Raw genomic sequence first — 26,814 nt, 5'->3', positions numbered from 1 at the left:
ACCTTGTTACGACTTCACCCCAGTCGCTGACCCTACCGTGGTCAGCTGCCCCCTTGCGGTTAGCGCACTGCCTTCAGGTAGAACCAACTCCCATGGTGTGACGGGCGGTGTGTACAAGGCCCGGGAACGTATTCACCGTGGCATGCTGATCCACGATTACTAGCGATTCCAACTTCATGGGCTCGAGTTGCAGAGCCCAATCCGAACTGAGACGGCTTTTTGAGATTTGCGAGGGGTCGCCCCTTAGCATCCCATTGTCACCGCCATTGTAGCACGTGTGTAGCCCAGCCCGTAAGGGCCATGAGGACTTGACGTCATCCCCACCTTCCTCGCGGCTTATCACCGGCAGTCTCTTTAGAGTGCTCAACTAAATGGTAGCAACTAAAGACGGGGGTTGCGCTCGTTGCGGGACTTAACCCAACATCTCACGACACGAGCTGACGACAGCCATGCAGCACCTGTGCTCCAGGCTCCGAAGAGAAGGCTCCATCTCTGGTGCCGGTCCTGGACATGTCAAGGGCTGGTAAGGTTCTGCGCGTTGCGTCGAATTAAACCACATGCTCCACCGCTTGTGCGGGCCCCCGTCAATTCCTTTGAGTTTTAATCTTGCGACCGTACTCCCCAGGCGGAATGCTTAAAGCGTTAGCTGCGCCACTTGTGAGTAAACCCACGAACGGCTGGCATTCATCGTTTACGGCGTGGACTACCAGGGTATCTAATCCTGTTTGCTCCCCACGCTTTCGTGCCTCAGCGTCAGTTATGGACCAGTGAGCCGCCTTCGCCACTGGTGTTCTTGCGAATATCTACGAATTTCACCTCTACACTCGCAGTTCCACTCACCTCTTCCATACTCAAGATTCCCAGTATCAAAGGCAGTTCTGGAGTTGAGCTCCAGGATTTCACCTCTGACTTAAAAACCCGCCTACGCACCCTTTACGCCCAGTGATTCCGAGCAACGCTAGCCCCTTCGTATTACCGCGGCTGCTGGCACGAAGTTAGCCGGGGCTTATTCTTGCGGTACCGTCATTATCTTCCCGCACAAAAGAGCTTTACAACCCTAGGGCCTTCATCACTCACGCGGCATGGCTGGATCAGGGTTGCCCCCATTGTCCAATATTCCCCACTGCTGCCTCCCGTAGGAGTTTGGGCCGTGTCTCAGTCCCAATGTGGCTGATCATCCTCTCAGACCAGCTACTGATCGTCGCCTTGGTAGGCCGTTACCCTACCAACTAGCTAATCAGACGCGGGCCGATCTCTCGGCGATAAATCTTTCCCCGTAAGGGCTTATCCGGTATTAGCACAAGTTTCCCTGTGTTGTTCCGAACCAAGAGGTACGTTCCCACGTGTTACTCACCCGTCTGCCACTGACACCGAAGTGCCCGTTCGACTTGCATGTGTTAAGCCTGCCGCCAGCGTTCGCTCTGAGCCAGGATCAAACTCTCAAGTTGGACTTGAAACTTTTGAACCGGCATAATCACAACGTTTGACGAGGATCCCACCATTCTACGTCAATCAAAGCCGAAGCCTTAACCGACATGCCGTCCGCGCTTCACAGCGCAAAAACAGCGATGGTGTTTCCTTGTAAAAAACGTAGTGCCGCCGAAGTCTTTCGTCCGGTCTCTGCCCTTCAACACCAGCTCGCGCCGAATGCTTCAGAACCAAGACCCGCAAGGACTCCGCCGTCCACGTTTCTCTTTCTTCTTCTCAACTTGTCAAACAGCCCGGCACCAACGTGCCAATCCGCAAATGCGGACAATTTCGCGAAAACCAGTATTCGACAAGAATTCAGCAGCCGACACCTATCGGCTACTGTGGTACTTATCGGAATTTTGATTTCCGAAGCGCCTTCGACCGCCCGGACCGTTTGGCCCCGGCGCCGCCGCGCTCAGTGGCCGTCTTATAGGCGGAGGCTCCCGGACCTGTCAACGCGTTTCGTCAGAAAATCGTCACGCAATGTGGAAGATTCTTCCGAGGCGGAAAAGCGTAGGTTTTTCAGAGGTGACGCCGCATAAGAGCCACATTGCTCCGGCGTTCTGGCCGCACCTTGCGTGAAGATTCTTTGACGGAACTGGATGATCTTTCGGTTCCTGCCACAGAATGCATGCAAGGAAACTGCGCAGACAGCGGGACGGCGATCAGTGGATGGATCGCTGGTAGCGGTCGCGGGATGTGCAGCATAGAAGACGGAAGACGGCACGAGCCCCTCTGCAGCATTGACGATCGGACATTGGGCCAGCATTTTGGCCCGCGCTGTTCGACCATCCATGCGCCCGAGCCGGGGACGCTCAGCGCATGACGACGGGACTTTGGGGGACTGTGGCTTGAACTACGGACTGTCACGCAGTGGCGCCATCAATCGTGAGACCGGGATGATCGATCTCGGCCACGAGCCGCCATTGTCCGTCGATGGCTCCGAAGCCGCGGTGATCGATCGCCGTCGCGTCTCGGTACAATGGTTTTCAGGTACTATTCTTACTGGTCTGTGCGGCGCGGCTTTGATCGGCGGCGCCGTTTTTGCGTCGCTCGACGGCGAGATGACCTTCGCGAAACTGCCCGAGCGTGTGGAAAGCGCACTGCGCGGCGCTGTCAGCCCGAACGACAAACAAGCCAGCCTGCATAAAGCCGATCGCCTGCCGCCGCCGAGCGAAGCCGCGACGGCGCGCCAGGTGCTCCGCGTCTCGACCGTGACCCGCGTCGGCAATCGCGACGTGATGCGCGTGCGGCCCTTCATCAAGATCTCCGGCAACCTGGTGATGGCGACGAGCGATCTCAGCGCCAAGATCCCGCCCTTCAATGCGCAGCGCCTGCTGACCGATGTCGGCGCCAGCCCGCAAACCACCTCCGAAGAGGCCGCGGCCAATCCGGATGCCGTCGAGCCGGATGCCGAAGTCTCCTTCATCACCCGCGATCTCGCCCAGGTGTTGCCGAAAGCGAAGATCGGCGCCAGCGTGGCGCTCGACGAAGTGGTGATGCGGGTGCGCGACGCCTCGAACTGGCGCGGCAATGGCGGCGTTCGTTATGCCTCGATCGGCGGCACGTCAGATCTCAGCGGCGCCGGCAGCGAAATGAAAATGGCCTATGCGTCGGAAGGCGCTACGGCCGATCCCTATGCCGGCTTTGAAACGCGCGTGGTGCCGGAAAACGTCACCCTCCTCGCCAAGACCAAGGATCAGGTCACCGGCGGCAATCCGACGGGTGAACGCGTCCATATCGTCAAGAAGGGCGATACGATCCTCACCATCCTGCGCGATCAGGGCGCAAGCCCCGAGGAAGCCCGCCAGATCGCCATCACGCTGGGCGCCAAAGGCCGCGATGGCAGCCTGAAGGAAGGCCAGAAGATCCGTATTCTGATGGCCCCCGCCGGTCCCGGCCAGCGTTTGCTGCCCTACCGCGTCGTCGTCGCCAACGATTCCATCATCGAGGCCGTCGCCGCTTTGTCTGATCTCGGCAAATATGTCGCCGTTGACGTCTCGACCATGAATACCGTCACTGAAGCACCGGGCGCCTCGGACGACGACGAGGAAGATGACGGCACCGGCGTGCGGCTCTATCAGAGCATCTACGAGACGGCGATGCGCAACAAGGTGCCGGCCGGCGTCATCGAGGACATGATCAAGATCTACTCCTACGACGTCGACTTCCAGCGCAAGGTGCAGCCCGGCGACTCGTTCGATGTGTTCTTCGCCGGCGAAGACGAAGGCACCCCCTACCCCGACCGCAACGACGTGCTCTATGCCTCGCTCACGGTCGGCGGTGAGACCAAGAAATACTACCGCTTCCAGACCGCCGACGACTCCGTGGTCGATTACTATGACGAGACCGGCAAGAGCGCGAAGAAGTTCCTGGTCCGCAAACCCGTCAATAACGCCATCATGCGCTCCGGCTTTGGCGGTCGTCGCCATCCGATCCTCGGCTACACCAAGATGCATACCGGCGTGGACTGGTCGGCGCCTTACGGCACGCCGATCTTCTCCTCGGGCAACGGCACCATCGAGAAAGTGGGCTGGGAAGGCGGCTACGGCAAATATATCCGCGTCAAACACAACAACGGTTATGAGACCGCTTATGGCCATATGTCGGCCTATGCCAAGGGCATGGAGCCCGGCAAGCGCGTCCGCCAGGGCCAGGTGATCGGCTTCGTCGGCTCCACCGGCATGTCGACTGGCGCCCATGTGCATTACGAAATTCTCGTCAACGGCCGCTTCGTCGATCCGATGCGCGTGCGCCTACCGCGCGGCCGTTCGCTCGAAGGCCCGATGATGGCCGGCTTCGAGAAAGAACGTGACCGGATCGATGGCCAGATGACCATGCGCGGCCCCGCCCGGGTTTCCGACGCCACCGGCAGCACGCCACCAGTACAGACGCGATCGATCAGCAATCGCTAAGAGCCGTCAGTCTCCTGCAAGTCGATCTGCCTCGATCAGGTGTATCCCCGGAGCGTCGGTCACCGCTGCGTCGATCAGGGCATCGGCGATCTTCTCCGCCGGGCTGATCCGGTAACGCCGCGGCAGCATCGCGCCAAATATACCGAGGACACCTGCGGCCACCCTCTCTCCCAGACGAAACTCATCGCGATCGCCGCCGATCAATCCGGGCCGCACGATGGTGCATGAGGAGAAACCGACCGCCTTGATCGCGTTCTCGATCTCGCCCTTGGTACGCGGATAGAGCAGACGTGAGCCAGCATCCGCGCCCAGCGACGAATTTAGCGCGAAGCGCGCGGCGCCATGGCGATGCGCCAGGCGAGCGACGGCGAGCGGATAGTCATAATCGACCGTGCGGAATGCTTCATCAGAGCCAGCCTTGGCCCGCGTGGTGCCCAGCGCGCAGATCACGCCATCGACGCTCCACCAGTCGGCCTCCGCCGGTAAGTGATCGAAATCCACCAGCGGATTATCGAGCTTTGTATGCGCATTGAGCGGCCGCCGCGTAGGCGCGACGACGCGCGTGATGTGATCATCGGCCAGCGCTCTTGTGATGACGTGGCCACCGACCAGACCGGAAGCGCCCACGACCAGAATGCGTGTCATCTCTCATCTCCCCCATATGCAAACGGCCTGAACCGCAAAGTTCAGGCCGCTTTTCTATCAATCTATATCGCCGCTCAGTTCAGCATCCGCTTCGCCGGTACATCGAAGTCGTCAATTTCTGTTGCACCGACCGGCGTGCCGTTGAAGGTCAGCACATTCCCTTCCGCGCTGATCTCAACGTGATCGCCGTCCTTGACGTCGCCGGCCAAGATCATCTCAGCCAGCGGGTCCTGCACGCTGCGCTGGATCACCCGCTTGAGCGGACGCGCGCCATAGGCGGGATCCCACCCCTTCTCGGCGAGCCAGTCGCGCGCCGCCGCATCCAGCTCCAGGACGATCTTGCGATCTTCCAGCAGTTTTGTGAGCCGTGCGAACTGGATCTCGACGATGCGGCCCATCTCGCTCTTCTGCAGCCGATGGAAAAGGATGATCTCATCGACGCGGTTGAGGAATTCGGGGCGGAAATGGCCGCGCACCGTGCCCATCACCAAGTCACGAACCGCCGACGTATCCTCGCCCTCGGGCTGGTTGACCAGGAATTCCGAGCCGAGATTCGACGTCATGATGATCAGCGTGTTGCGGAAGTCCACGGTGCGGCCCTGACCATCGGTCAGGCGGCCGTCATCGAGCACCTGCAGCAGCACGTTGAACACATCGGGATGCGCCTTCTCCACCTCGTCGAACAGCACGACCTGATAGGGCCGCCGCCGCACGGCTTCGGTGAGCGCGCCGCCCTCGTCATAGCCGACATAGCCCGGAGGGGCGCCGATCAGTCGCGAGACCGAGTGCTTCTCCATATATTCGGACATGTCGAGCCGGACCATCGCCGTCTCGTCGTCGAACAGATAGGCGGCGAGCGCCTTGGTGAGCTCGGTCTTGCCGACGCCGGTGGGTCCCAAAAACATAAATGAGCCGATCGGTCGGTTTGGATCCTGCAAGCCCGCGCGTGAACGACGTACCGCGGTCGAGACCGCACGCACGGCCTCGCTCTGGCCGACGACGCGTTGGCCAAGGCTCTGCTCCATGCGCAGCAGCTTGTCCTTCTCGCCTTCCAGCATCTTGTCCACGGGCACGCCGGTCCAGCGCGAGACCACCTGCGCGATGTGGTTGGCGGTGACCGCCTCCTCCATCATCTCGCCGGAATTTTCGCTCGCCTCGATATCGGCCAGCCGCTTTTCGAGGTCCGGAATACGGCCATAGGCCAGCTCGCCGGCACGCTGATATTCGCCGCGGCGCTGCGCATCTGCGAGTTCGAGGCGCAAGCCATCGAGCTCGCTCTTGAGCTTCTGCGCATCGGAGAGCTTGTTCTTCTCAGCCGACCACTTTTGCGTCAGCGCCGCCGACTTCTCCTCGAGCTCGACCAGCTCCTTCTCAAGGTTCTCGAGCCGGGTCTTCGAGCCGGCGTCGGTCTCCTTCTTCAGGGCCTCCTGCTCGATCTTGAGCCGGATGATCTCGCGATCCATGGAATCCAGCTCTTCCGGCTTGGAATCGACCTGCATCTTCAGCCGCGCCGAGGCCTCGTCCATCAGGTCGATGGCCTTGTCGGGCAGGAAGCGATCGGTGATGTAGCGGTTCGACAGCGTCACCGCCGCGACCAGCGCCGAGTCCTGAATGCGGACGCCGTGATGCTGTTCGTATTTGTCCTTCAAGCCGCGCAGGATCGAGATCGTATCCTCGACGCTCGGCTCGGCCACGAAGATCGGCTGGAAGCGCCGCGCGAGCGCCGCGTCCTTCTCCACATGCTTGCGATATTCATCCAGCGTGGTGGCGCCGATGCAGTGCAGCTCGCCGCGCGCCAATGCGGGCTTGAGCAGGTTCGACGCATCCATGGCGCCGTCGCCTTTGCCGGCGCCGATCAGCTGATGCATCTCGTCGATGAACAGGATGATGCCGCCTTCAGCCGAGGTCACCTCGCCGAGCACGGCCTTCAGCCGCTCCTCGAACTCGCCGCGATATTTTGCGCCGGCGATGAGGGCACCGAGATCCAGTGACAACAGCTTCTTGTCCTTCAGGCTCTCCGGCACGTCGCCATTGAGGATGCGCAGCGCCAGGCCCTCGGCGATGGCGGTCTTGCCGACACCGGGCTCGCCGATCAGGACGGGATTGTTCTTGGTTCGCCGCGAGAGAACCTGGATCGTACGGCGGATTTCCTCGTCGCGGCCGATCACCGGATCGAGCTTGCCGTCGCGCGCCGCCTGGGTCAGGTCGCGGGCATATTTCTTCAGCGCGTCATAGGCGTTTTCGGCCGTGGCCGAATCCGCCGTGCGCCCCTTGCGCAGCGCATTGATCGCCGAATTGAGATTTTGCGGGGTGACGCCGCCCTTGTTGAGCAGCTGCCCGGCCTCTGAATCTTTGTCCAGAGTCAGCGCCAGCAGCAGGCGTTCGACGGTGACAAAACTGTCGCCGGCCTTGTCTGCGGCCTGCTCCGCGGCGTCCATCGCACGCGCTGTCGCGGGGGCGAGATAGACTTGCCCGGCGCCCGAGCCGGAAACCTTCGGCAGCTTGTTCAGCTGTTCCTCGGTCGCCTTCAGGATCGCGCGCGAATTGCCACCGGCACGGTCGATCAGACCGCCGGCAAGACCTTCGCCGTCATCGAGCAGGACTTTGAGAATGTGGAGTGGCGTGAATTGCTGATGGCCTTCGCGCACGGCCAGTGATTGCGCCGACTGAATGAAGCCGCGCACCCGTTCGGTGTATTTTTCAATGTTCATCGTGTGTTGTCCCTCGGCCTGCCCATTTCGCCTCGAAAGCACGACCTGGGCATCTTCATTGGGTGTCGCTGGCGTCAAAACCAGCTTGACCGAAATGTGGGCACACGGTTCCGAAAAAGGAAGAGGCTGGACGGTAAATTTCGACCGGGGAAGCTTGCCAGAATAGGCTGGTGCCGGGCTGGCCGGGGGCGCTCCCTCTTCCTTCTCCCCTTGTGGGAGAAGGTGGCTTCGCGAAGCGAAGACGGATGAGGGGTACTGCTGGGCTCAGAGCTTGTGGCTACCCCTCACCCGTCTGCGCGCCAAGTGGCGCGCATCCACCCTCTCCCACCCCGCACAGCTTTGCTGTGCTTGGGGGAGAGGGAAGAAAGAGCCGTCAGCTCGACGGCATCACATAAGCGTAGACGCGGCCCTTGGAGTAAGTGGACTCCGCTACGCGGTTGCCGTGATTGCCGGACACGATGATCGGATTGCCCTTGGCATCGATGCCGGAGACGACGCCCACATGGCCGCCGCGGCGGCCGCGCGACATCACCGCGATGGCGCCGACCTGCGGACCCGACAGGCGCTGGCCATAGCTCGAGAACGAGCGCGCCATGTCCGAGCCCGAGCCGGCATGGCCGGAACGCTTCAGCACGAGGTTCATGAAAGCCGCACACCACAAACGACCACGCGCCGTCGGGTTGCCGCGGCCGATGAAGCTCCGTGCAGTCTCAACCAGGCCCGAGCCGCCGAAGCCGCCACCGGGCTGGTTCATGCTGGCATTGGCATTTGCGAAATTGGCGCTATCGCCGAAGGACGGCGCCTGCTGCTCAGCGCGTGCCGCGTGCCGACGCGCGACATAGCGCGCACGATGCCGGACATGCTTGCGAGAGCTGTGAGTATATTTGCTGACGTGATGGGTCTTGTAGCGCGAGGCGCCGTGCTGAGGCCGTGCAGAGGCCGGCGAGATGGAAGCAAACAGAACAGTCGAACACAGCGCCAAAGCAGAAAGACGAAGTGCGCGACGATACGCAACGAAACGAACCATAGAAAGTTAACCCTCGAAATTCATCCGATCCCCAGATCGGAAACACGCTCCAACTTGTTGAGGGGTGCTTGAAAACAGTCCGGATGTGACAAAAGCAAGACCCGGAACGGTGCGAATTTGGCTCATTTTCGGGCGCTGAACGCGACTTTGCCCCCAAGCTTAACGTTTACAAGACGTAAACACATGACAGCCTCCCGCTCAGCGGGAGGCTTTCGCATGATACCTATTTGAATTAGCTATCTCTGTTGCACCTTTGGGGTGCAATGAAACGAGTCTACGCGTGTATTATGCGCAGACACCTCCTCCGCCTCATCCTGAGGAGCCGCGCAGAGGCGTCTCGAAGGATGGCTGCGGAGCTCAGATATCTCATGGTTCGAGAGGGCGCTGACGCGCCTCCTCACCATGAGGGGCGGAGATTATTACTTCCCCGCCCGCTGCAGCAGAAACACGCCCTGCTCGCCGAACAGATTCCAGAACCACCAGGGCGCGTTGAGGCGCAGCGGGCGGCCTTGCAGATCGAGCGCCACCGCGCGCTCCATCTTCACATTGATCTCGTCGCACAGATGCACGAAATCCTTGATGGTGCAGAAGTGAATGTTCGGCGTGTCATACCATGTCGCCGGCAGGTTCTCGGTGCGCGGCATGCGCCCGCCGACAAGCAGCTGCATCCGCATCCGCCAGAAACCGAAATTCGGAAACGACACGATGGCACTGCGGCCGATGCGCAGCAGGTTTTCCAGTACCACTTTCGGCTGCCGCGTGGCCTGCAGCGTCTGCGACAGGATCACATAGTCGAAGGCGTCGTCGGGATAATTGATGAGGTCAGTGTCGGCATCGCCCTGCACCACCGCAAGGCCCTTGCCGACGCAACGGTTCACGCCTTCGCGCGACAGTTCGATGCCGCGGCCATCGATCCCCCGGCTTTCGAGCAGCTGCAGCAGATCACCGTCGCCGCAGCCGACGTCGAGTACCTTGGCGCCGGCCGGGATCATATCGGCGACAAGAAGGTGATCACCGCGATAGTTTTCGAGACCGCGCGAGGCTGGGCGCGCGAGGCTGAAATGCAGGCCCTGTTGCGGAGCGTTCATTTCGCGGCCTCCGCAACGGGAAGGCCGTGCACCGATGCCGCCGAATTCAGGAACGCATCGGCGATGTCGATGAATTCCGGCACATCGAGCAGGAAGGCGTCGTGGCCCTTGTCGGTTTCGATCTCGGCGAAAGACACGCGCACGCCACCGGCATTCAGCGCATGCACGACGTCACGCGATTCCGCCGTCGGGAACAGCCAGTCGGAGGTGAAAGACATGAGGCAGAAACGTGTCTTGGTGTCGCGAAACGCTTCCGCCAGCCTGCCGTCATGATCTGCCGCGATGTCGAAATAATCCATCGCGCGGGTGAGATAGAGATAGGAGTTCGCATCGAAACGCTCGACGAAGGACGAGCCCTGGTAGCGCAGATAGCTCTCCACCTGGAAATCGGCGTCGAACGAGAATGTCGGCAGCTCGCGATCCTGCATGCGGCGGCCGAATTTGCGATGCAGCGCGGCGTCCGACAGATACGTGATATGCGCGGCCATCCGCGCGACACCGAGACCGCGATGTGGATGCGTGCCTTCCTCGAAGTAGCGCCCGCCGCGCCAATCGGGATCAGCCATGACGGCCTGACGGCCAAGCTCATGGAACGCGATGTTCTGTGCGGAATGTTTTGTCGCGCAAGCCACCGCCAGCGCGGAGAACACGCGCTCGGGATAGGCCGCGGTCCATTGCAGCGTCTGCATGCCGCCCATCGAGCCGCCAACCACCGAGAACAGCTGGGTGATGCCGAGGCGGTCGATCAGCATGGTCTGCGCGCGCACCATGTCGGGGATGGTGATGACCGGGAAATCGAGGCCCCAGACTTTGCCCGTGGCCGGATTGATCGAAGCCGGGCCAGTCGAGCCCATGCAGCCACCGAGCACGTTCGAGCAGATGATGAAATAGCGGTCGGTATCGAGCGCCTTGCCCGGCCCCACCATGGTGCCCCACCAGCCCGGTTTTCCGGTAACGGGGTTCTTGTTGAAGACGTGCTGGTCACCGGTCAGGGCATGACAGATCAGGATGCCATTGGTCTTGTCGGCATTCAGCGTACCGTAGGTCTGGTAGGCGATCTGGAACGGCGCGAGATCGACGCCGCAATCGAGCCGCAGCGGCTGGTCTGCGCCGAATTTGGCGACCAGCGAACTCGGATGATTGGCTTCGTGAAGGCGATCCTCGCCATCCACCGAAACGCCCTTCAGGGGCAGAACATTGACCATCTCGATACCCGGCTCCCGCTTGGGGAGTCCTCCACATCGAGACCGGGCACAAAAAACCCGGCCTGAACATACGGTTCGGCCGGGAGCAAACGTCCCCGGCCTGTTTAGCGAGTTATTTAACGTGGCTGCAAGCCGGCCGGCTCAAATGACCACGGAGTAGGTAGGGATCGTAGTCCCACCTCGGCCAACCGTCAATATAGGGTCAGCATGGACGCTTTGCCCAAGCGCCAGCGCTTAGAATAGCTGTCATGTTTTCTTTGCTTTCGGCCCCTGTCTTACCTAATCAGGGGCCGTGCCCGGACACCGCCTGCGTGCCGGGGCCAGTCAGCCAAGGTCCGTTTTCATGTCGAAACTGCCCCCCGCCCCGCCGTCGCTGAACGAACTGCGCCAGGAGATCGACAGTATCGACGCGCAGGTGCATCAGCTCCTGATGTCGCGCGGCGACATCATCGACCGGCTGATCTCGGTGAAGCAGACCCAGGAGGTCGGCTCCGCGTTCCGCCCGGCCCGCGAGGCCGACATGATGCGCCGCCTGGTACAGCGCCATCGCGGCATCCTGCCCATCGACACCGTCGAGGGCATCTGGCGCGTCATCATCTCGACCTTCACCTATGTCCAGGCGCCATTCTCGCTGCATGCGGACCTGTCGCTCGGCGAAAGCGCCATGCGCGATTCCGCCCGTTTCCATTTCGGTTTTACGGTGCCCTACATCTCGCATTTCAGCGCCCAGGCAGCCGTCGAAGCCGTGGCCAAATCCAAGGGCGACCTTGCTCTGGTTTCGGCCACCTCCGGCCAGACGCCGTGGTGGCATGAGCTGGAAGCTGAGGGCGTGCCAAAAATCATCGCCCGCCTGCCCTTCATCGAGCGCGCCGACCATCCGGCCGCGCTGCCGGTCTTCGTGGTCTCGCGCGTGGCCGACAGCGCCATGGTCACCGAGGTAGAGTGCTGGAGCGTCCGTGTCTCCGGCTGGAACGCCGAGATCGCCCGCGCGCTGGCGCCATTGGCCGATGTGGTCGTGGTGCCGGACACCGCCTTCGACGGCGCCTCGCTGCTGGTCTCCATCTCGGCGCCGCAGACCTTCGACGGCATCAAGGCTGCCCTGATCGCAGCGGGGGCCTCGGTGCGGTCCTCCGCCCTCGTCGGCAGCCACGCAACCCGCTATACGGTGCCCGCAGACGGCGCATCGCAAGCCTGATCTCTTTCCAGACTACCGGAGCTACCCAAATGTCCCGCCCCGTGCCGAAAGCCGGCATTCTCGATATCGCGCCCTACACCCCCGGCAAAACCCCGGTTCCGGAAGCGGGCCGCAAAGTGTTCAAGCTGTCGGCCAATGAGACGCCGTTCGGCCCCTCGCCGCACGCCAAGGAGGCCTTCGCGCGCGTCGGCACGCATCTCGAGGATTATCCGGAAGGCACGTCCAAGGTGCTGCGCGACGCCGTCGGCAAGCGTTACGGCCTCGATCCCGACCGCATCATCTGCGGTGCCGGTTCGGACGAAATCCTGAACCTGATCGCGCATGTCTATCTGGGCCCCGGCGACGAGGCGATCCATACGGAATTCGGCTTCCTGGTCTATCCCATCGCCACCATGGGCAATGGCGCCACCAATGTCGTGGCCAAGGAAATCGACTTCACCTGCAATGTGGACGAGATCCTCAAGGTCGTGACGCCGAAGACGAAACTCGTCTGGCTCGCCAATCCGAACAACCCGACCGGCAGCTACCTGCCGATCGCGGAAGTGAAGCGCCTGCGCTCATCGTTGCCGGAACACGTGCTGCTCGTGCTCGACGCCGCCTATGCCGACTATGTCGAAAAACCCGATTACGAGAGCGGTTTCGATCTGGCCCAGACCACCGAAAACACGGTCGTCTGCTACACCTTCTCCAAGGTGCACGGCCTCGCAGCGCTGCGCATCGGCTGGATGTTTGGCCCCGCGCACATCGTGGACGCGATGAATCGCGTGCGCGGTCCGTTCAACGTGTCGGCGCCGGCGATGCTGGCGGCTGTTGCTGCGATCGAGGACACCGATCACGTCGAGATGTCGCGCAATTTCACGGTGAAATGGCGAGAAATCCTCACCACTGAAATCACCAAGCTCGGCCTCAAGGTGACGCCGAGCGTGGCGAACTTCATTCTGATCCATTTCCCGACCACGCCCGGCAAGACCGCAACCGAGGCCGATGCCTTCCTGACCAAGCGTGGCCTCGTGCTGCGCGCGGTGTCGAGCTACGGCCTGCATCAGTCGCTGCGCATGACGCTCGGCACCGAGGAAGCCAACGAACTCGTTCTCGCCGCCTTGCGCGAATTCATGCAGCGCAATGACTGACGCTCCGCTCTTTCAACGCGTCACGCTGATCGGTCTCGGCCTGATCGGCTCGTCGCTGGCGCGCGGCATCCAGCAGCTCGGCCTCGCCGGCGAACTCGTCGCCACCGACGCCTCGCCGGAGGTCCGTGCCCGCGCCGCCGAGATCAAGCTCGCGGATCGCATCGCCGACGACAATGCGTCGGCGGTGAAGGCTTCGGACCTAATCATCTCTTGCGTCCCCGTCGGCCGCGCCGGCGATGTCGCGCAGAGCATCGCGCCGCATCTCAAGCCCGGCGCCATTATCTCCGATGTCGGCTCGGTGAAGGCCTCGGTGCTGGCTGCGATGTCCGAGCATCTGCCGGACAACGTGCACTTCATCCCCGGGCATCCGGTCGCCGGCACCGAGAATTCGGGCCCGGATTCCGGCTTCGCCGAACTGTTCATGAATCGCTGGTGCATTCTCACGCCGCCCGACGGCGCGGATGAAGCGGCAGTCGAGAAACTGTCGGCGCTATGGTCTGCCCTCGGCGCCAATGTCGAGATCATGGGTGTCGCGCATCATGATCTCGTGCTGGCGGTAACCAGCCATCTGCCGCATCTCATCGCCTATACAATCGTAGGCACGGCCGATGAGCTCGAAGATGTGACTCATTCGGAAGTGCTGAAGTTCTCCGCGGGCGGTTTCCGCGATTTCACCCGTATCGCAGCCTCCGACCCCACCATGTGGCGCGACGTGTTCCTGACCAACAAGGACGCGGTGCTGGAAATGCTGGGTGCGTTTCAGGAAGACCTGTCGAAGCTCACCCGTGCGATCCGCAGGGGCGATGGCGAGACGCTGTTCGAGCATTTTACGCGAACACGCGCGATCCGCCGGGGCATCGTGAGTATCGGCCAGGATGAAGCGGCGGCGGACTTCGGGCGGAAACACGCGGCATTGAAGAAGAAAGATAGCTGAGGGAACGGTGCTCCTCTTCCTTCTCCCCTTGTGGGAGAAGGTGGCTCCGCGAAGCGGAGACGGATGAGGGGTACGGCCGGGCTCGGAGTCTGTGGCTACCCCTCACCCGTCTGCGTGCCAAGCGGCGCGCATCCACCCTCTCCCACCCTGCACAGCGAAGCTGTGCCTGGGGGAGAGGGAAAAAACCTCAAAACAACGGCGGAATCTGCGCGACCTTCAGCGGCCCGAAGAACACTGCGCCATCGACGAACTTCAGCGGAAACGCCCGCGCCGGCTTGCCTTCCAGCGTGGCTGGCGAACCGATCGAATTCACGCCCGCAGCCAGTCCCGCGCCCGCATTCTTGCGCGCAAAATTGCCAAGCCCCGGGATCGCGCGATCCAGCGCGCCGAGAATATTGTTCACGTCCTGCGACTTCACACCCGGTGCCAGACGGTCCAGTGCCTCCTGCGGCACGCCCATCTCCAGGAGCTTGTCGATGCCCAGCGCGTTGATGGCCTTGTCGAGCCCGGTCACCGTCATCTGCAACTCGCCATCGAGATTGCCGGCTGCCGTGATGCCGAGCGAGCCCGTCGCCAGCGAGATGATGTCGCCCTGCTGCACGCGCGACTGCGTGATGTCGAGACGACCACCCGCCGCCTGAATCTCGCGAAAACGCTGCGGCCACGGCTTCGGCGACAGATCGGTGAGCCCCGACACCTGCGCGCGGATATCCGTGTCGAAGGGGCGGCAAGCAACGGATGCACATCGGCAATGGTGCCGCTGGTGATGCGCAATGCGGTTTCGATCACCGGCTTCTCCGGTGTCGAGTTCGGCGCCGTACGGCCATTGAGTATGACGCTCTTGGCGCGCACGGCCGGCGCCTGCGCGGTGCCGGCGAAGCGATCCAGCGTCAGGTCATCGAACACGAGATCGCCGCTATCGGGCGTGCCGGGCAGGCCGGTGATGCTGCTGCGCGCATTGCTCCAGCCCATCGCCATCCAGGGCTGGCCCTGCTGCGCGATCACGGCGGGCGCCTTGAACTCGGCGATCAGCAGCCGCGGCGTATAGATCTGGGCCACGACCAGAATCTCGCCGAGCTTTGCGGTGACCGGAATCTGGGTGGCATTCTGAGTCGCCGTCTGCGCCTGCAGCGCAACGCTCACGCCGTCGCAGCGGACTTCGAGGCGGAACGGGAAGCCTGCGACCGAACGATTCGCGCATTCATATTTGCGCCCGGCGGCCGCCTCGCGCGCCTGCCACAGTTCGACATTCTCATCGACCTTGGAGGCGGCAAAGAACCAGAAACCGGTCCAGGCGAGGCAGATGACGACCACGACCACGGGCATGAAGAACAGGAGCCCGAGGCGACGACGGCGAGGTTCAAGAATATCTGACATAAGCGGACCTAGATCGCAGGAATTTGTCGAAACGGCGGTGCCGACGGGAGGTTTCCCTTCGCATGATCGGCCTGCTTCTGCTAGTGCGACCCCATGACCCCTCCGAATTCGCCCGCCCCCGACAGCCATCATGACCTCTGGGTGTTCGGCTATGGTTCGCTGATGTGGCGGCCGGGCTTCGATTTCATCGAACAGACACCGGCCCGGCTGATCGGCGAACATCGGGCGCTCTGCGTCTATTCCTTCGACCATAGGGGCACGCCGGAGAAGCCCGGCCTCGTGCTCGGTCTCGACCGCGGCGGCGCCTGCCGCGGCATCGCCTTTCGCGTGGCCGCCGACAAGAAAGATGCGACCATCGCCTATCTGCGCGAGCGCGAGCAGACGACGGGCGTGTATCGCGAGGTGATGCGTTCAGTCTGGCTTGATGACGATGCCCGCTCGCGGGTCAGCGCACTAACCTATGTGGCCGATCGCAGCCATGTGCAGTATGCGGGCCGGCTGTCGCTTGCCGAACAGCTACGCGTCGTGCGGCAGGGCCACGGGCGATCAGGCAACAATCGCGACTATGTGCTATCGACGGTGAAGTCGATCGAGGCGCAGGGGTTCAAGGATGCGCAGTTGCATAAGCTGGCGATGATGCTGCATGAGTGAGCGCTGATCTTCTCCCTCCCCCAAGCCGCGAAGCGGCGCAGCGGGGAGGGTGGATCGAAGCGAGCGTTCAGCGAGCTTCGAGACGGGTGGGGTCTCTCCCACGAAGAACATCACGCGGGAGAGACCCCACCCAACCTTCGCTACGCTCAGGCCACCCTCCCCGCTGCGCCGCTTCGCCGCTTGGGGAGGGAAAAGAAAGAGTCCTACCTCTCCTTCACCGCCACATCAGGCACCCGCCCGAAAATCTCCGCCTGCTCCGCGCGTCCCTCCGCCACCAGCCGGTCCGTCGCTTCCTCGATCCGCTCTGCCAGCAGTGGCAGAAACTCCTTGCGGTCCATGCCGGCCGGCAGCGGCGGCAAAAACTCCACCACGATCGTGCCGGGATAGCGCAAAAAAGTCCGCCGCGGCCAGAACAGGCCGGAATTCAACGCCACCGGCAAACACGGCTCGTTGCTCATGGCATAGATCTGCGCGACACCGCTCTTGTAATCTGGCGGCGCGCCGACTGGACGGCGCGTGCCTTCGGGAAAAATGATCAGCTGACGGCCGCCCTGGATCGCAACTGCGGCGCGTTTGCTCATGTCCATCAGCGCACGCACGCCGCCCTTGCGGTCGACCTCGATCATCTTGGACTTGATCAGATACCAGCCGAAAAACGGAATGCGGCCGAGTTCCTTCTTGTAGATGAAGAGCGGCCAGTCGAAGAACTGCAGCAGCGCGAATGTTTCCCACATCGACTGGTGCTTGGACGCGACGATCAGCGGGCCGTCGGGAATGCGCTCACGGCCACGGATCTCGAACTTCGTGTTGCACACCACACGCATCAGCCAGATGCTGCTGGTGCCCCACATTTTCGCGACGCTCATGAAGAAGCGCGGCGGCAGCGGCAGGGTCGGGATGGCGACCAGAATCCAGAACACCAGCAGCGCGTAGAACAGCACCTGATAGATCAGCGAACGCAGGAATATCATGTCTTCAAACTTCGCTCGATCAATGGAATCAGGAGGCTCAGGATACGGGCTTGCGCGGTGCCGGCTCGGGCAGCTCGTTGGTATCGGGCATCAGATCGATGCCGATATTGGCCAGCCGCGCCCGCGCTTCGGCGGCGATGTATTTCACATATTCCGATAACAGCAAACGCAGCGTGGTGCCACTGGTCCACCAGGCCTCGTCACGCCAGCGCTCGCCGATCACCGAAAACGGGATCAGCTCCACATCCGGCAACTCATGCGACAGTTCCACCAGTGCGCGCGGCATATGGTAGTTCGACGTCACCACGATCAGCGAATGGAAACCCTGCTTGCGGACCCAGCGCCGCGTCTCCACCGCATTGCTGCGCGTATCGGTGGCGGAGCGATCGAGATCGACGCAACAGGCGAGCAGGCGCTGGTCGTTGTCCGGCAGCGAGCGCTGGATATTGCCGATGCCATTGGTGGGATGCACGCCGGAGATCAGCAGGCGCTTGCCGAAGCCATTGCCGAGCAGATCCAGCGCATCGGCCACGCGCGATGACCCGCCCGTGAGCACGACGATGCCATCGGCTTTGGTGGACGGCGTGACATCGCCATGGCGCAGCTGCGACAGGAACGCAACGAAGCCGACAAGACCGACCATGAAGCCGATGGCAACAGCGGCGACCAGGGCAGCACGGATCAACCGCCGCCGTGGCAGCGGCTTTGCCGGCGCGTCATCGATCTGGTTGTGGTCGTCCAACAAGGTCATCGTTCTGGTGCGGAGTTTTGCCGCCGCAATTTTAAGCACATTTCGACGCTTTGGCGATGCTCCAGCGGCGCCATCAGCGTCAGTCGATGTCATTGAGCGTCGCAAACAGCGTGCGCCGCGATGCAGCGGCCGTGATCGCTGCGATCACAAGCGCCTGCCCGGCCAGGATCAGATAGCCCGACGGCCGCAGCGAGAAGGTGCCGAGCAGCGCCGCAAACTGATCGCCCACCGCCGTGCCGGAGAACCAGCTCGCGATGGACTCCGAGAAGCCGAACATCAGCATCGCGACACCGCCGCCGATCACGCCGCCCTGCAGGCCAAGCCTGAGAAAATGGCGGAAGAAACGATTGGCAATATAGCGATCGCCGGCGCCGACGAAATGCAGCACCTCGACGATCGGCTTGTTCGCCGCCATGGCGCCGCGGGTCGCGAACGACACCGAGATGATGGTGGCGACAATCACCAGTGCGAGAATGCCGAGGCCGGCCAGCACCACGGCCGAGGTCATCGAGCGCATGCGCTCCACCCAGGCGCGGTGATCATCCACGCTCGCGCTCGGCGCCACCTGCGCTACGCGCGCACGCAGGCCGACGATATCCAGTGCCGTGCCCGGCGTGACCCGCGCAACGATGACGCGCGGCACCGGCAGTTCATCCAGCGACAGGCCCGTGCCGAGCCAGGGCTCGAGCAATTGCGCCGATTGCTCCTTGGTGTAGGGCTGAACTTCGACGATGCCCGGCTGGCCGCGCACGGCCTCCGACACTGCCTGCGCATCGCGTTCGAGATTGCGGCCCGCGGCTGGCTTCACCTGGATGGTGATTTCGCTTGCGACTTCCGACTGCCATTCGGAGGCCGAGGCGCTGATCAGCAGGACGGCGCCGGATGTGATCGAGGCGAGGAACGTCATGATCGCGACCACGGCGACCAGCGCGCGGCCGGCGATCTGGCCGCTCGGCACGATGGGCGACGCATTGCGCGCCTTCGCGGGGACCTGCGGGCGCTCCTGCCCGAGATCCATCAGCGGTCCATGCTCGTCGCCGATCCTGCTCACGCCTTGTGCCTATTCATACATATGCAGCCGGCCCTGATGCAGCACCATGCGACGCGCGTCGTACTGGTCCATCAGGGTGATGTCATGGGTCGCGATGATCACGGCCGTACCGGATTTGTTAAGTTCGATGAACAATCGCAGCAAGCGGCGGCCGAGCGTCGGATCGACGTTGCCGGTCGGCTCGTCCGCAAGCAGCAATTGCGGCCGCGCGATCACCGCGCGCGCGATCGCAGCGCGCTGTTTCTCACCGCCTGACAGAATCGGTGGCAGCGCATCCATGCGCTCGCCGAGGCCGACCCATTTCAGGAGATCGATGACTTCGCGGCGATAGCTGGATTCCTCGCGACCCATCACGCGGAACGGCAGCGCGACATTCTCATAGGTGGTCATGTGATCGAGCAGACGGAAATCCTGCAGCACGATGCCGATGCGCTTGCGCAGATCGGCGATCTCGTCCTTCGCCAGCAGCGAGATGTCCTGACCGAACAGGTTCACGAGGCCGCGCGTCGGCCGCAGCGACAGGAACAGCAGGCGCAGCAGCGACGTCTTGCCGGCGCCGGAAGGGCCGGTCAGGAATTGAAAGGAATGCGCGGGGATCTGAAAATTCAGATCGCGCAGAATTTCCGGACCAAGCCCGTATCGCAGGCCTACATTTTCGAACCGGACCACGTGCAGCTCCGTTCGACGGATTCACTAAAGGCGCAAGATAACGGTCATTTGCTTGTGCGGCCGTTATGGTTTCCGATTCGTTAACGGTCGTCTTGTAGTTTGCCACCATGTCATCGGCACTCGGCACCATGCATATCGTCTGTCCCAACTGCACGACGTCCTACGCCGTCAATCCGGCCGGCTTCGGCGATGCCGGCCGCACCGTGCGCTGCGCGCGCTGCAAGGAAGTCTGGCTGGCCAAGCCGGAAGCCCTCGCTCCGCCCAAGCCGGCCATGGCTGCGAGCCAGCCCGAACCGGATGAAGACCTCAGCGCCTGGGGTGTCTCCGAGGAAGAGGCGCGGGAGCCCGATGTTCCCGTGGTCGAGAGCCCTTCGATCTCGGCCGACTTGCCGGCAGAACCTAAATTCCAATCGCGGACCGAAGATGCCGACTGGACGGTCGCCGCCCGCGAAGATGCCGGACCGTCGCCAAAAAGTAGGTTGTCGCGCACGGGCAGGCTGCGCAATCTGACTCCCCGGATGCGGCCACGCGGCCTCAACAGGTCGCATATTTTGCCCATCGCCACTGCCGCCATGGCTGCCTTCGTGATGGCACTGTCGATCTGGCGGGTCGATATCGTCCGCCTGATGCCGCAAACCGCTGCATTTTATCAGGTTTTCGGCCTCGACGTGAATATCCGCGGCCTCGCCTTCAAAGACGTCAAAATCACCACCGAGACCGTCGACGGCAAACCGGTGATGCTGATCGAGGGGTATGTGGTCTCCGAGACCCGCGTGCCGACGGCCATGCCGCGCCTGCGCTTCGTGGTGCGAGACGAAAAGGGCACCGAAATCTATGCCTGGAGCGCCGTGCTGGAGCAGCCCGGCCTCAATCCCGGTGATAAGACATGGTTCAAGTCCCGCCTGGCTTCGCCGCCGGCGGAAGGCCGCAGCATCGACGTACGCTTTTTTAACAAGCGCGACGTCGCTGCGTAGAGCATGATCCCGAAAAGCAGCATTCGGTTTTCGGATCAGATCGTGCTCCAAGAGACAAACGTGTTTGAGGACTATTGATGTCGCGTATCCTGATCGCGGATGACGAAGAACCGTTGCGCCTGCTGGTCGGCCGCGCCATCGGCATGGATGGCCATGAGGTCGTGACCGCCGAGGACGGCGCTGAGGCTCTCGAAATCCTGACCGAGCAGGAAGGCCGTTTCGATCTCCTGCTCACCGACATCAAGATGCCGATCATGGACGGCATCGCGCTGGCGCTTGCGGCTGCACGCGACTTTCCCGATCTCACGATCCTGCTGATGACCGGCTTTGCCGACCAGCGCGAGCGCGCCACCGGTCTCAACGCCATCGTTCATGACGTGGTGACGAAGCCATTTTCCGTAGCCGATATCCGCACCGCGGTCGCCGACGCACTGGCCTCCCGCAACAAGGCCTAGATCCGTCGGCGTTCTGACCGATAGCGCAGGGCTGTGCCGTCCTGCGGCCTCTGGTGCGCGCGTTGCTGCTTTTGTAGATATCGCACCAAGCACGCAGCAACGTACTTTGATACCGCCACAAGGAATTGGGATGACTGACGCCGACCTCGAAGCCGCCGGCTGGACGATCATGCATGACGACGGCTTCATCCAGCTGGTTGGCCCGATGTGGCACCGGGAAGTGGACGGCGCGCACGAATTCGCCATTCTGGGCCAGGAAAAGCATCGGAACCGCCGCGGCGTCGTACAAGGCGGCGCTGTGATGACGCTGGCCGATCGCAGCTGCGGCATGGGCGCCCGCGCAGCCGCCGGCGTCGAAGCCCTCGCCACGGTTCAAATGGACACCTATTTCGTCGATGCAGCCCGGATCGGCGACCTGATCGTGTCGCGCCCGCGCGCCGTGCGCACCAGCAAAAGCCTGATCTTCATGACCACCGAAGTGACCGTAGGCGACAACCACGTCGTTGCCACCGCCCATGGCGTGTTCAAGGTGATGCGGGACAATGCGGACAAAGGGCGCAATCCGGGCTGACGATTCAGACGGCGCGACGAAACTTTCCGGTTTTCGGAACGAAAAGACGGTCACGCACTTACAGTTGTGCAGCTTTCGTGCTGTGCCCGTGACTATTGATAACGTGTTTCAAAACATGGCCTTTTCATCCCACCGCGCATCGAATGCCCAGATGGCGGCCAGAATTGCCCCCAACGAGCCGGCGACAGCCGGCAACCATAACCATGCTCAGGAGACGGTCGTGGTCCTGGTGGTCGAGGACGATCCACTCCTGCGCATGAATGCCGTCGATATGATCGAGGAGGCCGGATTTCAGGCCGTCGAGGCCCCGAATGCCGACGCTGCGATCAAGATGCTCGAGGCGCGAGCCGACATCCGGCTGATCTTCACGGATATCGATATGCCCGGCTCGATGGACGGGCTGGCGCTTGCCCATGCCGTGGCCAACCGGTGGCCGCCGGTCCGAATCTTTGCGACGTCGGGCCATTTCAAGGTGAGCGAAAAGGACCTGCCCAGCGGCGGCCGGTTCATTCCGAAGCCCTATCGGCAGCATCAGCTCATCGATATGCTGGCCGAACTATCAGCTTCATCCCCACGGTAACCGTATTGCAGCGCGCTCGCGCTTGACGCTTACCGCCTCCACAGCCACGCTGGTTGCAACATACCAGCTTTCGGCAGGGGCAACCGATGTGGGCATCGCTTGAGCGTCTTTTCGACAGTTCCATGTTTGCACCGCATGGCATTTGCCTGCTCTGGGAGCCGGGGCTGATATGGCTGCATGTCGGCTCTGACGCGCTGATCGCTGCGGCGTATTTTTCTATTCCCATTGCACTGACAATCTTCGTCTCCAAGCGCCGGGATGTTGAATTCGGCTGGATCTTCTGGGCGTTCGCTTTCTTCATCATGGCGTGCGGCCTCACCCATGTGATGTCCATCTACACGCTGTGGGTGCCCGCCTATGGGCTCGAAGGAATCGTCAAGGCGATGACGGCCGTCGCCTCGGTCATGACAGCAGCTATCATGTGGCCGCTGCTGCCAAAACTTCTTGCGATCCCCTCCCCGGCACAGCTTCGCGAAACCGAACTGGCGCTGATGGAAGAAAGCCGCCATCGCCGCGAAGCGGAGGATCTGCTGCGACATACGCAGAAGATGGAAGCCATCGGCCATCTCACCGGCGGCGTCGCGCATGATTTCAACAACCTGCTGACCATCATCAGCGGCAATCTTGAAATCGCCGAACAGAGCATCACCAACTGGACCGACACTTCACGCGATCGTCTCAAACGTGTCATCAAAAGTGCTGCGGGTGGCGCACAGCGCGCTGTGGTTCTCACCCAGCGCCTGCTTGCCTTTGCGCGACGACAACCACTCGATCCGAAGCCCCTCAATGTGAACGGACTGCTGCAGGGCATGTCCGAATTCTTCCAGCGGACATTGGGAGAAAACATCGATATCGAGATCGTCGGCGGTGCCGGTGTCTGGCAGGTCGAGGTCGATCCCAGCCAGATGGAAGCCGCAATCCTCAATCTCGTGGTCAATGCGCGCGATGCCATGAACGGCGTGGGGAAATTGACGATCGAGACCAGCAACGCGTTTATCGATGAAGCTTACGCCCAGCAGTCAGGCATACGTGTCGGGCAATACGTCCTGATATCCGTTTCGGACAATGGCCCCGGCATGCCGAAGGATGTGCAGGAGCGCGCCTTTGATCCATTCTTCACGACAAAAGAACCCGGCCAGGGGACAGGCCTGGGACTGAGCCAGGTCTACGGTTTTGTCAGGCAGTCCGATGGGCATGTGAAGATCTATAGCGAGGTCAGCGAAGGCACCACGATCAAGATCTACCTGCCGCGCAATACGCGCGTCCCCGATTACGCGATGGAAACGAACCATCAGATCATTGGAAGCAAGGGTGATGAAACCATCATGGTCGTCGAAGACGATCCAGATGTCAGGTCATACATCGTCGAGACATTGGAGGGCCTCAACTATCAGGTCCGCACAGCCTGCAATGCGGCCGCAGCGCTGGCCGAATTCACCGACGACCCCGAACCTTTCGACCTGCTGCTGACGGATATCGTCATGCCCGGAATGAACGGCCGATTGCTGGCCGACGAAATGGTGAAGCGCTTGCCATCCCTCAAGGTGTTGTTCATGACCGGATATTCGCGCAACGCCATCGTGCACCAGGGGCGCCTCGACCCCGGCGTATCGCTGCTGCAAAAACCCATCACGCAGGCGGCTCTGGGCAGCAAGATCCGCGAACTGCTCGATAAGCGACCGTAACGCAGGCTAGAGCATGATCCTGTCTAAATCCCGGTATCCACTTTTCGGGATCATGCTCTAATGCGGACGGGGGTTCGCCGAGACCAGTTTCAGCGTGGGTTTATCATCTGCCGCCGACATCTGCCGGGCATCTGCACTTGCAGCCTCACCATATGTCGCCATGTGCCTTGCCAGCCAGTGTTCAAAATCAGGTACCGACAGAGCGGGCGCGTGAACGAAGCCCTGCGTCACGTCACAGCCGAGTTCGGCCAACAATCGGCGCTGGCCGTCGGTCTCCACGCCTTCCGCCACCACTGTCATACCCAGACTTTGTCCGACACGAACGATGGCACGCGTGATCGCCAATGCGCTCGCCTGACTCTCGATATCGCGCATGAAACTGCGATCTATCTTGAGCTCGCGGACGGGCAGATCGGCCAAACGGCTCAGGCTCGAATAGCCGGTGCCGAAGTCGTCCATGGACAGACGCACACCCGATTGCCGGATTTTCTCCATCGTTTCGATGGCCGTCGAATGCTCGCACATAACCACGCCTTCCGTGACCTCAAGCATCAGCGCATCCGGAGCCAAATCATTCTCCGACAGAATATTCCTTACGAGCTCAGCGAGATCAGGGTTCTGGAAATTGATCGGCGACATATTCACCGACACGCACGGCACGTGAAGCCCCGCGCGACGCCACGCAGAAATCTGCTGACACGCTTCGCGCAATGACCATGTCCCGATCATCTCGATGAGACCGTATTCTTCGGCAAGCGGAATGAATTTTGACGGCGGGACATCGCCGAGAACGGCGTCCTGCCAACGCGCCAGAGCCTCGGCGCCATAGACACTTCCATCAATTCGCAACTGGGGCTGGTAGTGCAAGCGCAAGCCCCCTGCATGATCGCGTTGCGCAACGCGGTACTGAATGCGAGGCGCTCTTCGGTAATGCGATTCATATCGGCACTGAAAAAACGATATGTCGATCGGCCCGCGAGTTTCGCCTGATACATGGCCGCATCGGCATGCTTGAGCAATCCATCGATGTCGTCAGCATTGTCGGGATACATGCTGACGCCGATACTTGCCGAAACCGGCACGGCCTTCGATCCGAGCTGGATCGGCGGCATCAGCGACTCCAGCAACCGGTTTGCGATCGCCGCAGCGTCTTCCACATTGCAGTTGGGCAGCACAACCACGAACTCGTCACCGCCCTGCCGGCTGATCGTATCCGCCGGGCGAATCTGTTTGCAGAGCCGCTGCGTGACGCTCACCAACAGATCGTCACCGACGGAATGACCGAGCGTATCGTTCACGTCCTTGAAGTGATCGATATCGAGAAACATGACAGCAATCCGGCCATGCGGACCACTCGCATCGATCTGCCTCGTCATGATCCGATGCAACTGCGCCCGATTCGGAAGACCAGTCAGCGCATCGAAATAGGCGAGACGCGCGATCTCGCTGCGTGCTTCGTGGCGCTCGATGACGAGCGCACACAGGTTGACGCAGTTCTGGACAATGGTCTGATGCCACCGCGTCGGAGCCTTGGATTCGCGAAAGTAAAAGCCGAGAGCCCCGATGACACGCCCATCTTTCGCTTTGATGGGGGTAGACCAGCAAGCACGGAGGCCGGCCTGCAATGGCAACTTGTTGTAAGCCTGCCATTTCGGATCTGTTGCGATATCGATCGACAAGACCGCCTCGCCGCTGAATGCCGCAGCACCGCAACAGCCCACCTCCGGGCCGAGGAGCAGACCATCGATCGCTTCAGCGAATCCGGGCGGCAGGCTTTTGCCTCCCAACGGATGCAGCAGACCATCCACATCGACATGCAGCACCGAACAAACCACGTCAGGCGCGATCGCTTCGACGCGCGCGCAAAGGTCATTGATGACATCGAGGACAGGCATGTCGTTGGCGAGATTTTCCAACGTGAGATGCTGAAGCGAATGGATTTGCTTGCTCTCGGTGATATCGACCAGAACGGCGATCAGACATTTGACCTCGCCATTGGCACCGCGATCGGCATTGACGGTGGTCGATATCCAGATCGCTTCCCCATCCTTGTCGTAAGTGAGCAGCTCTTCATGTCCGTGCCCATCGGCATCGATGCTCGCATGAAACCGAGTGATCGCTTCGTAGTCCGTATATTCGCCGGTCAACAGATGTTGGGGATGCTTGCCTATCGCTTCCGCCAGCGAATAGCCGAACAGGTCCGTGAAGGCCTTGTTGACGTAAATGATGTGCGAATCGCGATCCATCACCACCACGACGCGGTCGGTCTTCTCGGCGACCAGCGCCATCAGCGCGTTCTTCTCCCGATCCTTCACCTCGTCGGTGACATCGCGCACGAAATTGATGTAGAGCGACTTGCCGCCATAATCGACGCGCGAGATTGAAAAGGCGCCCCACGCCTCTGTCCCGTCCTTTCGTTGCAGCCTGAATTCACGTCGCCCCTTGACCGGCGCAGCCGCAGGTAGAGCAGCCTTGATCGCGACGACTCCGTCGAGATTAGCGCGGACATCCTCCGGCACAAGAATATTGACGTTGCGGCCGACGACCTCATCACGACCAAAGCCCCAAAGCCTTTCGGCTGCACTGTTGAAATGCCGGATTTCGCTTCCGAGTCCGGTGATGACCACAGCATCGACGGCGTGTTCGAATGCCGAAAACAGTGCTTTTGCAGCATCGCTGGATTGGCCGAATGGCTGTCCGACTTGGCTAGCTGACATAGATCGACCTTCACTCAATAGACGCAATTCATTTCAAGACGA

At 61.6% G+C, this 26,814-nt stretch carries 21 protein-coding genes, 1 rRNA gene, 1 pseudogene and 1 riboswitch (1 of these 24 only partly in view); of the genes and pseudogenes, 10 read left to right on the top strand and 13 right to left on the bottom strand.

Annotated elements, in window-relative coordinates:
- A 16S ribosomal RNA gene (locus RPMA_RS04110) occupies positions 1-1,448 on the bottom strand; it reaches 36 nt to the left of the window's first position.
- Positions 1,449-2,321: 873 nt separating this feature from the next.
- On the opposite strand from RPMA_RS04110, the gene RPMA_RS04105 reads away from it, so the two are divergent.
- Positions 2,322-4,385: a M23 family metallopeptidase gene (locus RPMA_RS04105; protein ID WP_211911660.1), complete on the top strand. Its 2,064-nt coding sequence runs from the start codon at positions 2,322-2,324 to the stop codon at positions 4,383-4,385.
- 6 nt (positions 4,386-4,391) lie between these two features.
- On the opposite strand, the gene RPMA_RS04100 is transcribed toward RPMA_RS04105, so the two are convergent.
- The 5 genes from RPMA_RS04100 to metX form a co-directional block, all read right to left on the bottom strand.
- Positions 4,392-5,030, bottom strand: coding sequence for an NAD(P)H-binding protein (locus RPMA_RS04100; RefSeq protein ID WP_211911659.1), 639 nt, complete (start codon positions 5,028-5,030; stop codon positions 4,392-4,394).
- Positions 5,031-5,104: 74 nt separating this feature from the next.
- On the bottom strand, positions 5,105-7,741 hold the full coding sequence (gene clpB / locus RPMA_RS04095; RefSeq protein WP_211911658.1) for an ATP-dependent chaperone ClpB: 2,637 nt from the start codon (positions 7,739-7,741) through the stop codon (positions 5,105-5,107).
- Positions 7,742-8,114: 373 nt separating this feature from the next.
- Entirely contained in the window at positions 8,115-8,768 is a 654-nt protein-coding gene (locus RPMA_RS04090; RefSeq protein ID WP_211911657.1) for a TIGR02594 family protein, read from the bottom strand.
- Positions 8,769-9,187: 419 nt separating this feature from the next.
- Positions 9,188-9,856: a methionine biosynthesis protein MetW gene (gene metW / locus RPMA_RS04085; protein WP_211911656.1), complete on the bottom strand. Its 669-nt coding sequence runs from the start codon at positions 9,854-9,856 to the stop codon at positions 9,188-9,190.
- Positions 9,853-11,061: a homoserine O-acetyltransferase MetX gene (metX, locus tag RPMA_RS04080; RefSeq protein WP_211911655.1), complete on the bottom strand. Its 1,209-nt coding sequence runs from the start codon at positions 11,059-11,061 to the stop codon at positions 9,853-9,855. The genes metW and metX overlap by 4 nt, the downstream gene beginning before the upstream one ends.
- A gap of 83 nt (positions 11,062-11,144) precedes the next feature.
- Positions 11,145-11,224: riboswitch (SAM riboswitch) on the bottom strand.
- Positions 11,225-11,404: 180 nt separating this feature from the next.
- Between metX and RPMA_RS04075 the strand changes: the two genes are divergently transcribed.
- From RPMA_RS04075 to RPMA_RS04065, 3 genes are read left to right on the top strand one after another with little or no spacing between them, the layout of a single operon-like run.
- Complete coding sequence (locus tag RPMA_RS04075; RefSeq protein ID WP_211911654.1) at positions 11,405-12,256, top strand: chorismate mutase; 852 nt, start codon at positions 11,405-11,407, stop codon at positions 12,254-12,256.
- Between the two features lie 29 nt (positions 12,257-12,285).
- Positions 12,286-13,386: a histidinol-phosphate transaminase gene (gene hisC / locus RPMA_RS04070; protein WP_211911653.1), complete on the top strand. Its 1,101-nt coding sequence runs from the start codon at positions 12,286-12,288 to the stop codon at positions 13,384-13,386.
- A complete protein-coding gene (locus RPMA_RS04065) occupies positions 13,379-14,320 on the top strand; it encodes a prephenate/arogenate dehydrogenase family protein (protein ID WP_211911652.1) in 942 nt (313 codons plus the stop codon). The genes hisC and RPMA_RS04065 overlap by 8 nt, the downstream gene beginning before the upstream one ends.
- Positions 14,321-14,507: 187 nt before the next feature.
- Here the strand turns inward: RPMA_RS04065 and RPMA_RS04060 are convergent.
- Positions 14,508-15,697: pseudogene (locus tag RPMA_RS04060) on the bottom strand (DUF2125 domain-containing protein).
- 93 nt (positions 15,698-15,790) lie between these two features.
- On the opposite strand from RPMA_RS04060, the gene RPMA_RS04055 reads away from it, so the two are divergent.
- Positions 15,791-16,348, top strand: coding sequence for a gamma-glutamylcyclotransferase (locus RPMA_RS04055; RefSeq protein WP_211911651.1), 558 nt, complete (start codon positions 15,791-15,793; stop codon positions 16,346-16,348).
- A gap of 203 nt (positions 16,349-16,551) precedes the next feature.
- On the opposite strand, the gene RPMA_RS04050 is transcribed toward RPMA_RS04055, so the two are convergent.
- The 4 genes from RPMA_RS04050 to ftsE form a co-directional block, all read right to left on the bottom strand.
- Positions 16,552-17,319: a lysophospholipid acyltransferase family protein gene (locus RPMA_RS04050; protein ID WP_211911650.1), complete on the bottom strand. Its 768-nt coding sequence runs from the start codon at positions 17,317-17,319 to the stop codon at positions 16,552-16,554.
- Positions 17,320-17,356: 37 nt separating this feature from the next.
- Positions 17,357-18,070 (bottom strand): YdcF family protein, encoded by a 714-nt coding sequence (locus RPMA_RS04045; protein WP_211911649.1) that lies wholly within the window; start codon positions 18,068-18,070, stop codon positions 17,357-17,359.
- 79 nt (positions 18,071-18,149) lie between these two features.
- Positions 18,150-19,121, bottom strand: coding sequence for a cell division protein FtsX (locus RPMA_RS04040; protein ID WP_211911648.1), 972 nt, complete (start codon positions 19,119-19,121; stop codon positions 18,150-18,152).
- 9 nt (positions 19,122-19,130) lie between these two features.
- Positions 19,131-19,790 (bottom strand): cell division ATP-binding protein FtsE, encoded by a 660-nt coding sequence (gene ftsE, locus RPMA_RS04035; RefSeq protein WP_211911647.1) that lies wholly within the window; start codon positions 19,788-19,790, stop codon positions 19,131-19,133.
- 128 nt (positions 19,791-19,918) lie between these two features.
- Here ftsE and RPMA_RS04030 point away from each other — a divergent pair, with 128 nt between their 5' ends.
- The 5 genes from RPMA_RS04030 to RPMA_RS04010 all read left to right on the top strand — a co-directional run bounded on the left by RPMA_RS04030 (position 19,919) and on the right by RPMA_RS04010 (position 24,055).
- Positions 19,919-20,764 carry an MJ0042-type zinc finger domain-containing protein gene (locus RPMA_RS04030; RefSeq protein ID WP_211913424.1) on the top strand — a complete coding sequence of 282 codons (846 nt, stop codon included), beginning with the start codon at positions 19,919-19,921 and terminating at the stop codon, positions 20,762-20,764.
- A gap of 77 nt (positions 20,765-20,841) precedes the next feature.
- Complete coding sequence (locus tag RPMA_RS04025) at positions 20,842-21,219, top strand: response regulator (RefSeq protein WP_211911646.1); 378 nt, start codon at positions 20,842-20,844, stop codon at positions 21,217-21,219.
- A 130-nt stretch (positions 21,220-21,349) separates the two neighbouring features.
- A complete protein-coding gene (locus RPMA_RS04020; protein WP_211911645.1) occupies positions 21,350-21,790 on the top strand; it encodes a PaaI family thioesterase in 441 nt (146 codons plus the stop codon).
- A complete protein-coding gene (locus RPMA_RS28360; RefSeq protein WP_328516555.1) occupies positions 21,762-22,370 on the top strand; it encodes a response regulator in 609 nt (202 codons plus the stop codon). The genes RPMA_RS04020 and RPMA_RS28360 overlap by 29 nt, the downstream gene beginning before the upstream one ends.
- Positions 22,371-22,492: 122 nt before the next feature.
- The gene (locus RPMA_RS04010; protein WP_249225547.1) at positions 22,493-24,055 is read left to right on the top strand and encodes an ATP-binding protein; all 1,563 of its coding nucleotides are present in this window, start codon (positions 22,493-22,495) and stop codon (positions 24,053-24,055) included.
- Positions 24,056-24,112: 57 nt separating this feature from the next.
- Here the strand turns inward: RPMA_RS04010 and RPMA_RS04005 are convergent, their stop codons facing one another.
- On the bottom strand, positions 24,113-24,898 hold the full coding sequence (locus tag RPMA_RS04005; RefSeq protein WP_249225686.1) for a putative bifunctional diguanylate cyclase/phosphodiesterase: 786 nt from the start codon (positions 24,896-24,898) through the stop codon (positions 24,113-24,115).
- Positions 24,781-26,772: a diguanylate cyclase domain-containing protein gene (locus RPMA_RS04000; protein ID WP_211911643.1), complete on the bottom strand. Its 1,992-nt coding sequence runs from the start codon at positions 26,770-26,772 to the stop codon at positions 24,781-24,783. The genes RPMA_RS04005 and RPMA_RS04000 overlap by 118 nt, the downstream gene beginning before the upstream one ends.
- Between the last annotated feature and the right edge of the window lie 42 nt (positions 26,773-26,814).

Source organism: Tardiphaga alba (assembly GCF_018279705.1).
In the GTDB taxonomy this organism is placed as follows: domain Bacteria; phylum Pseudomonadota; class Alphaproteobacteria; order Rhizobiales; family Xanthobacteraceae; genus Tardiphaga; species Tardiphaga alba.
This window is presented reverse-complemented; position numbering and strand designations above follow the sequence as displayed.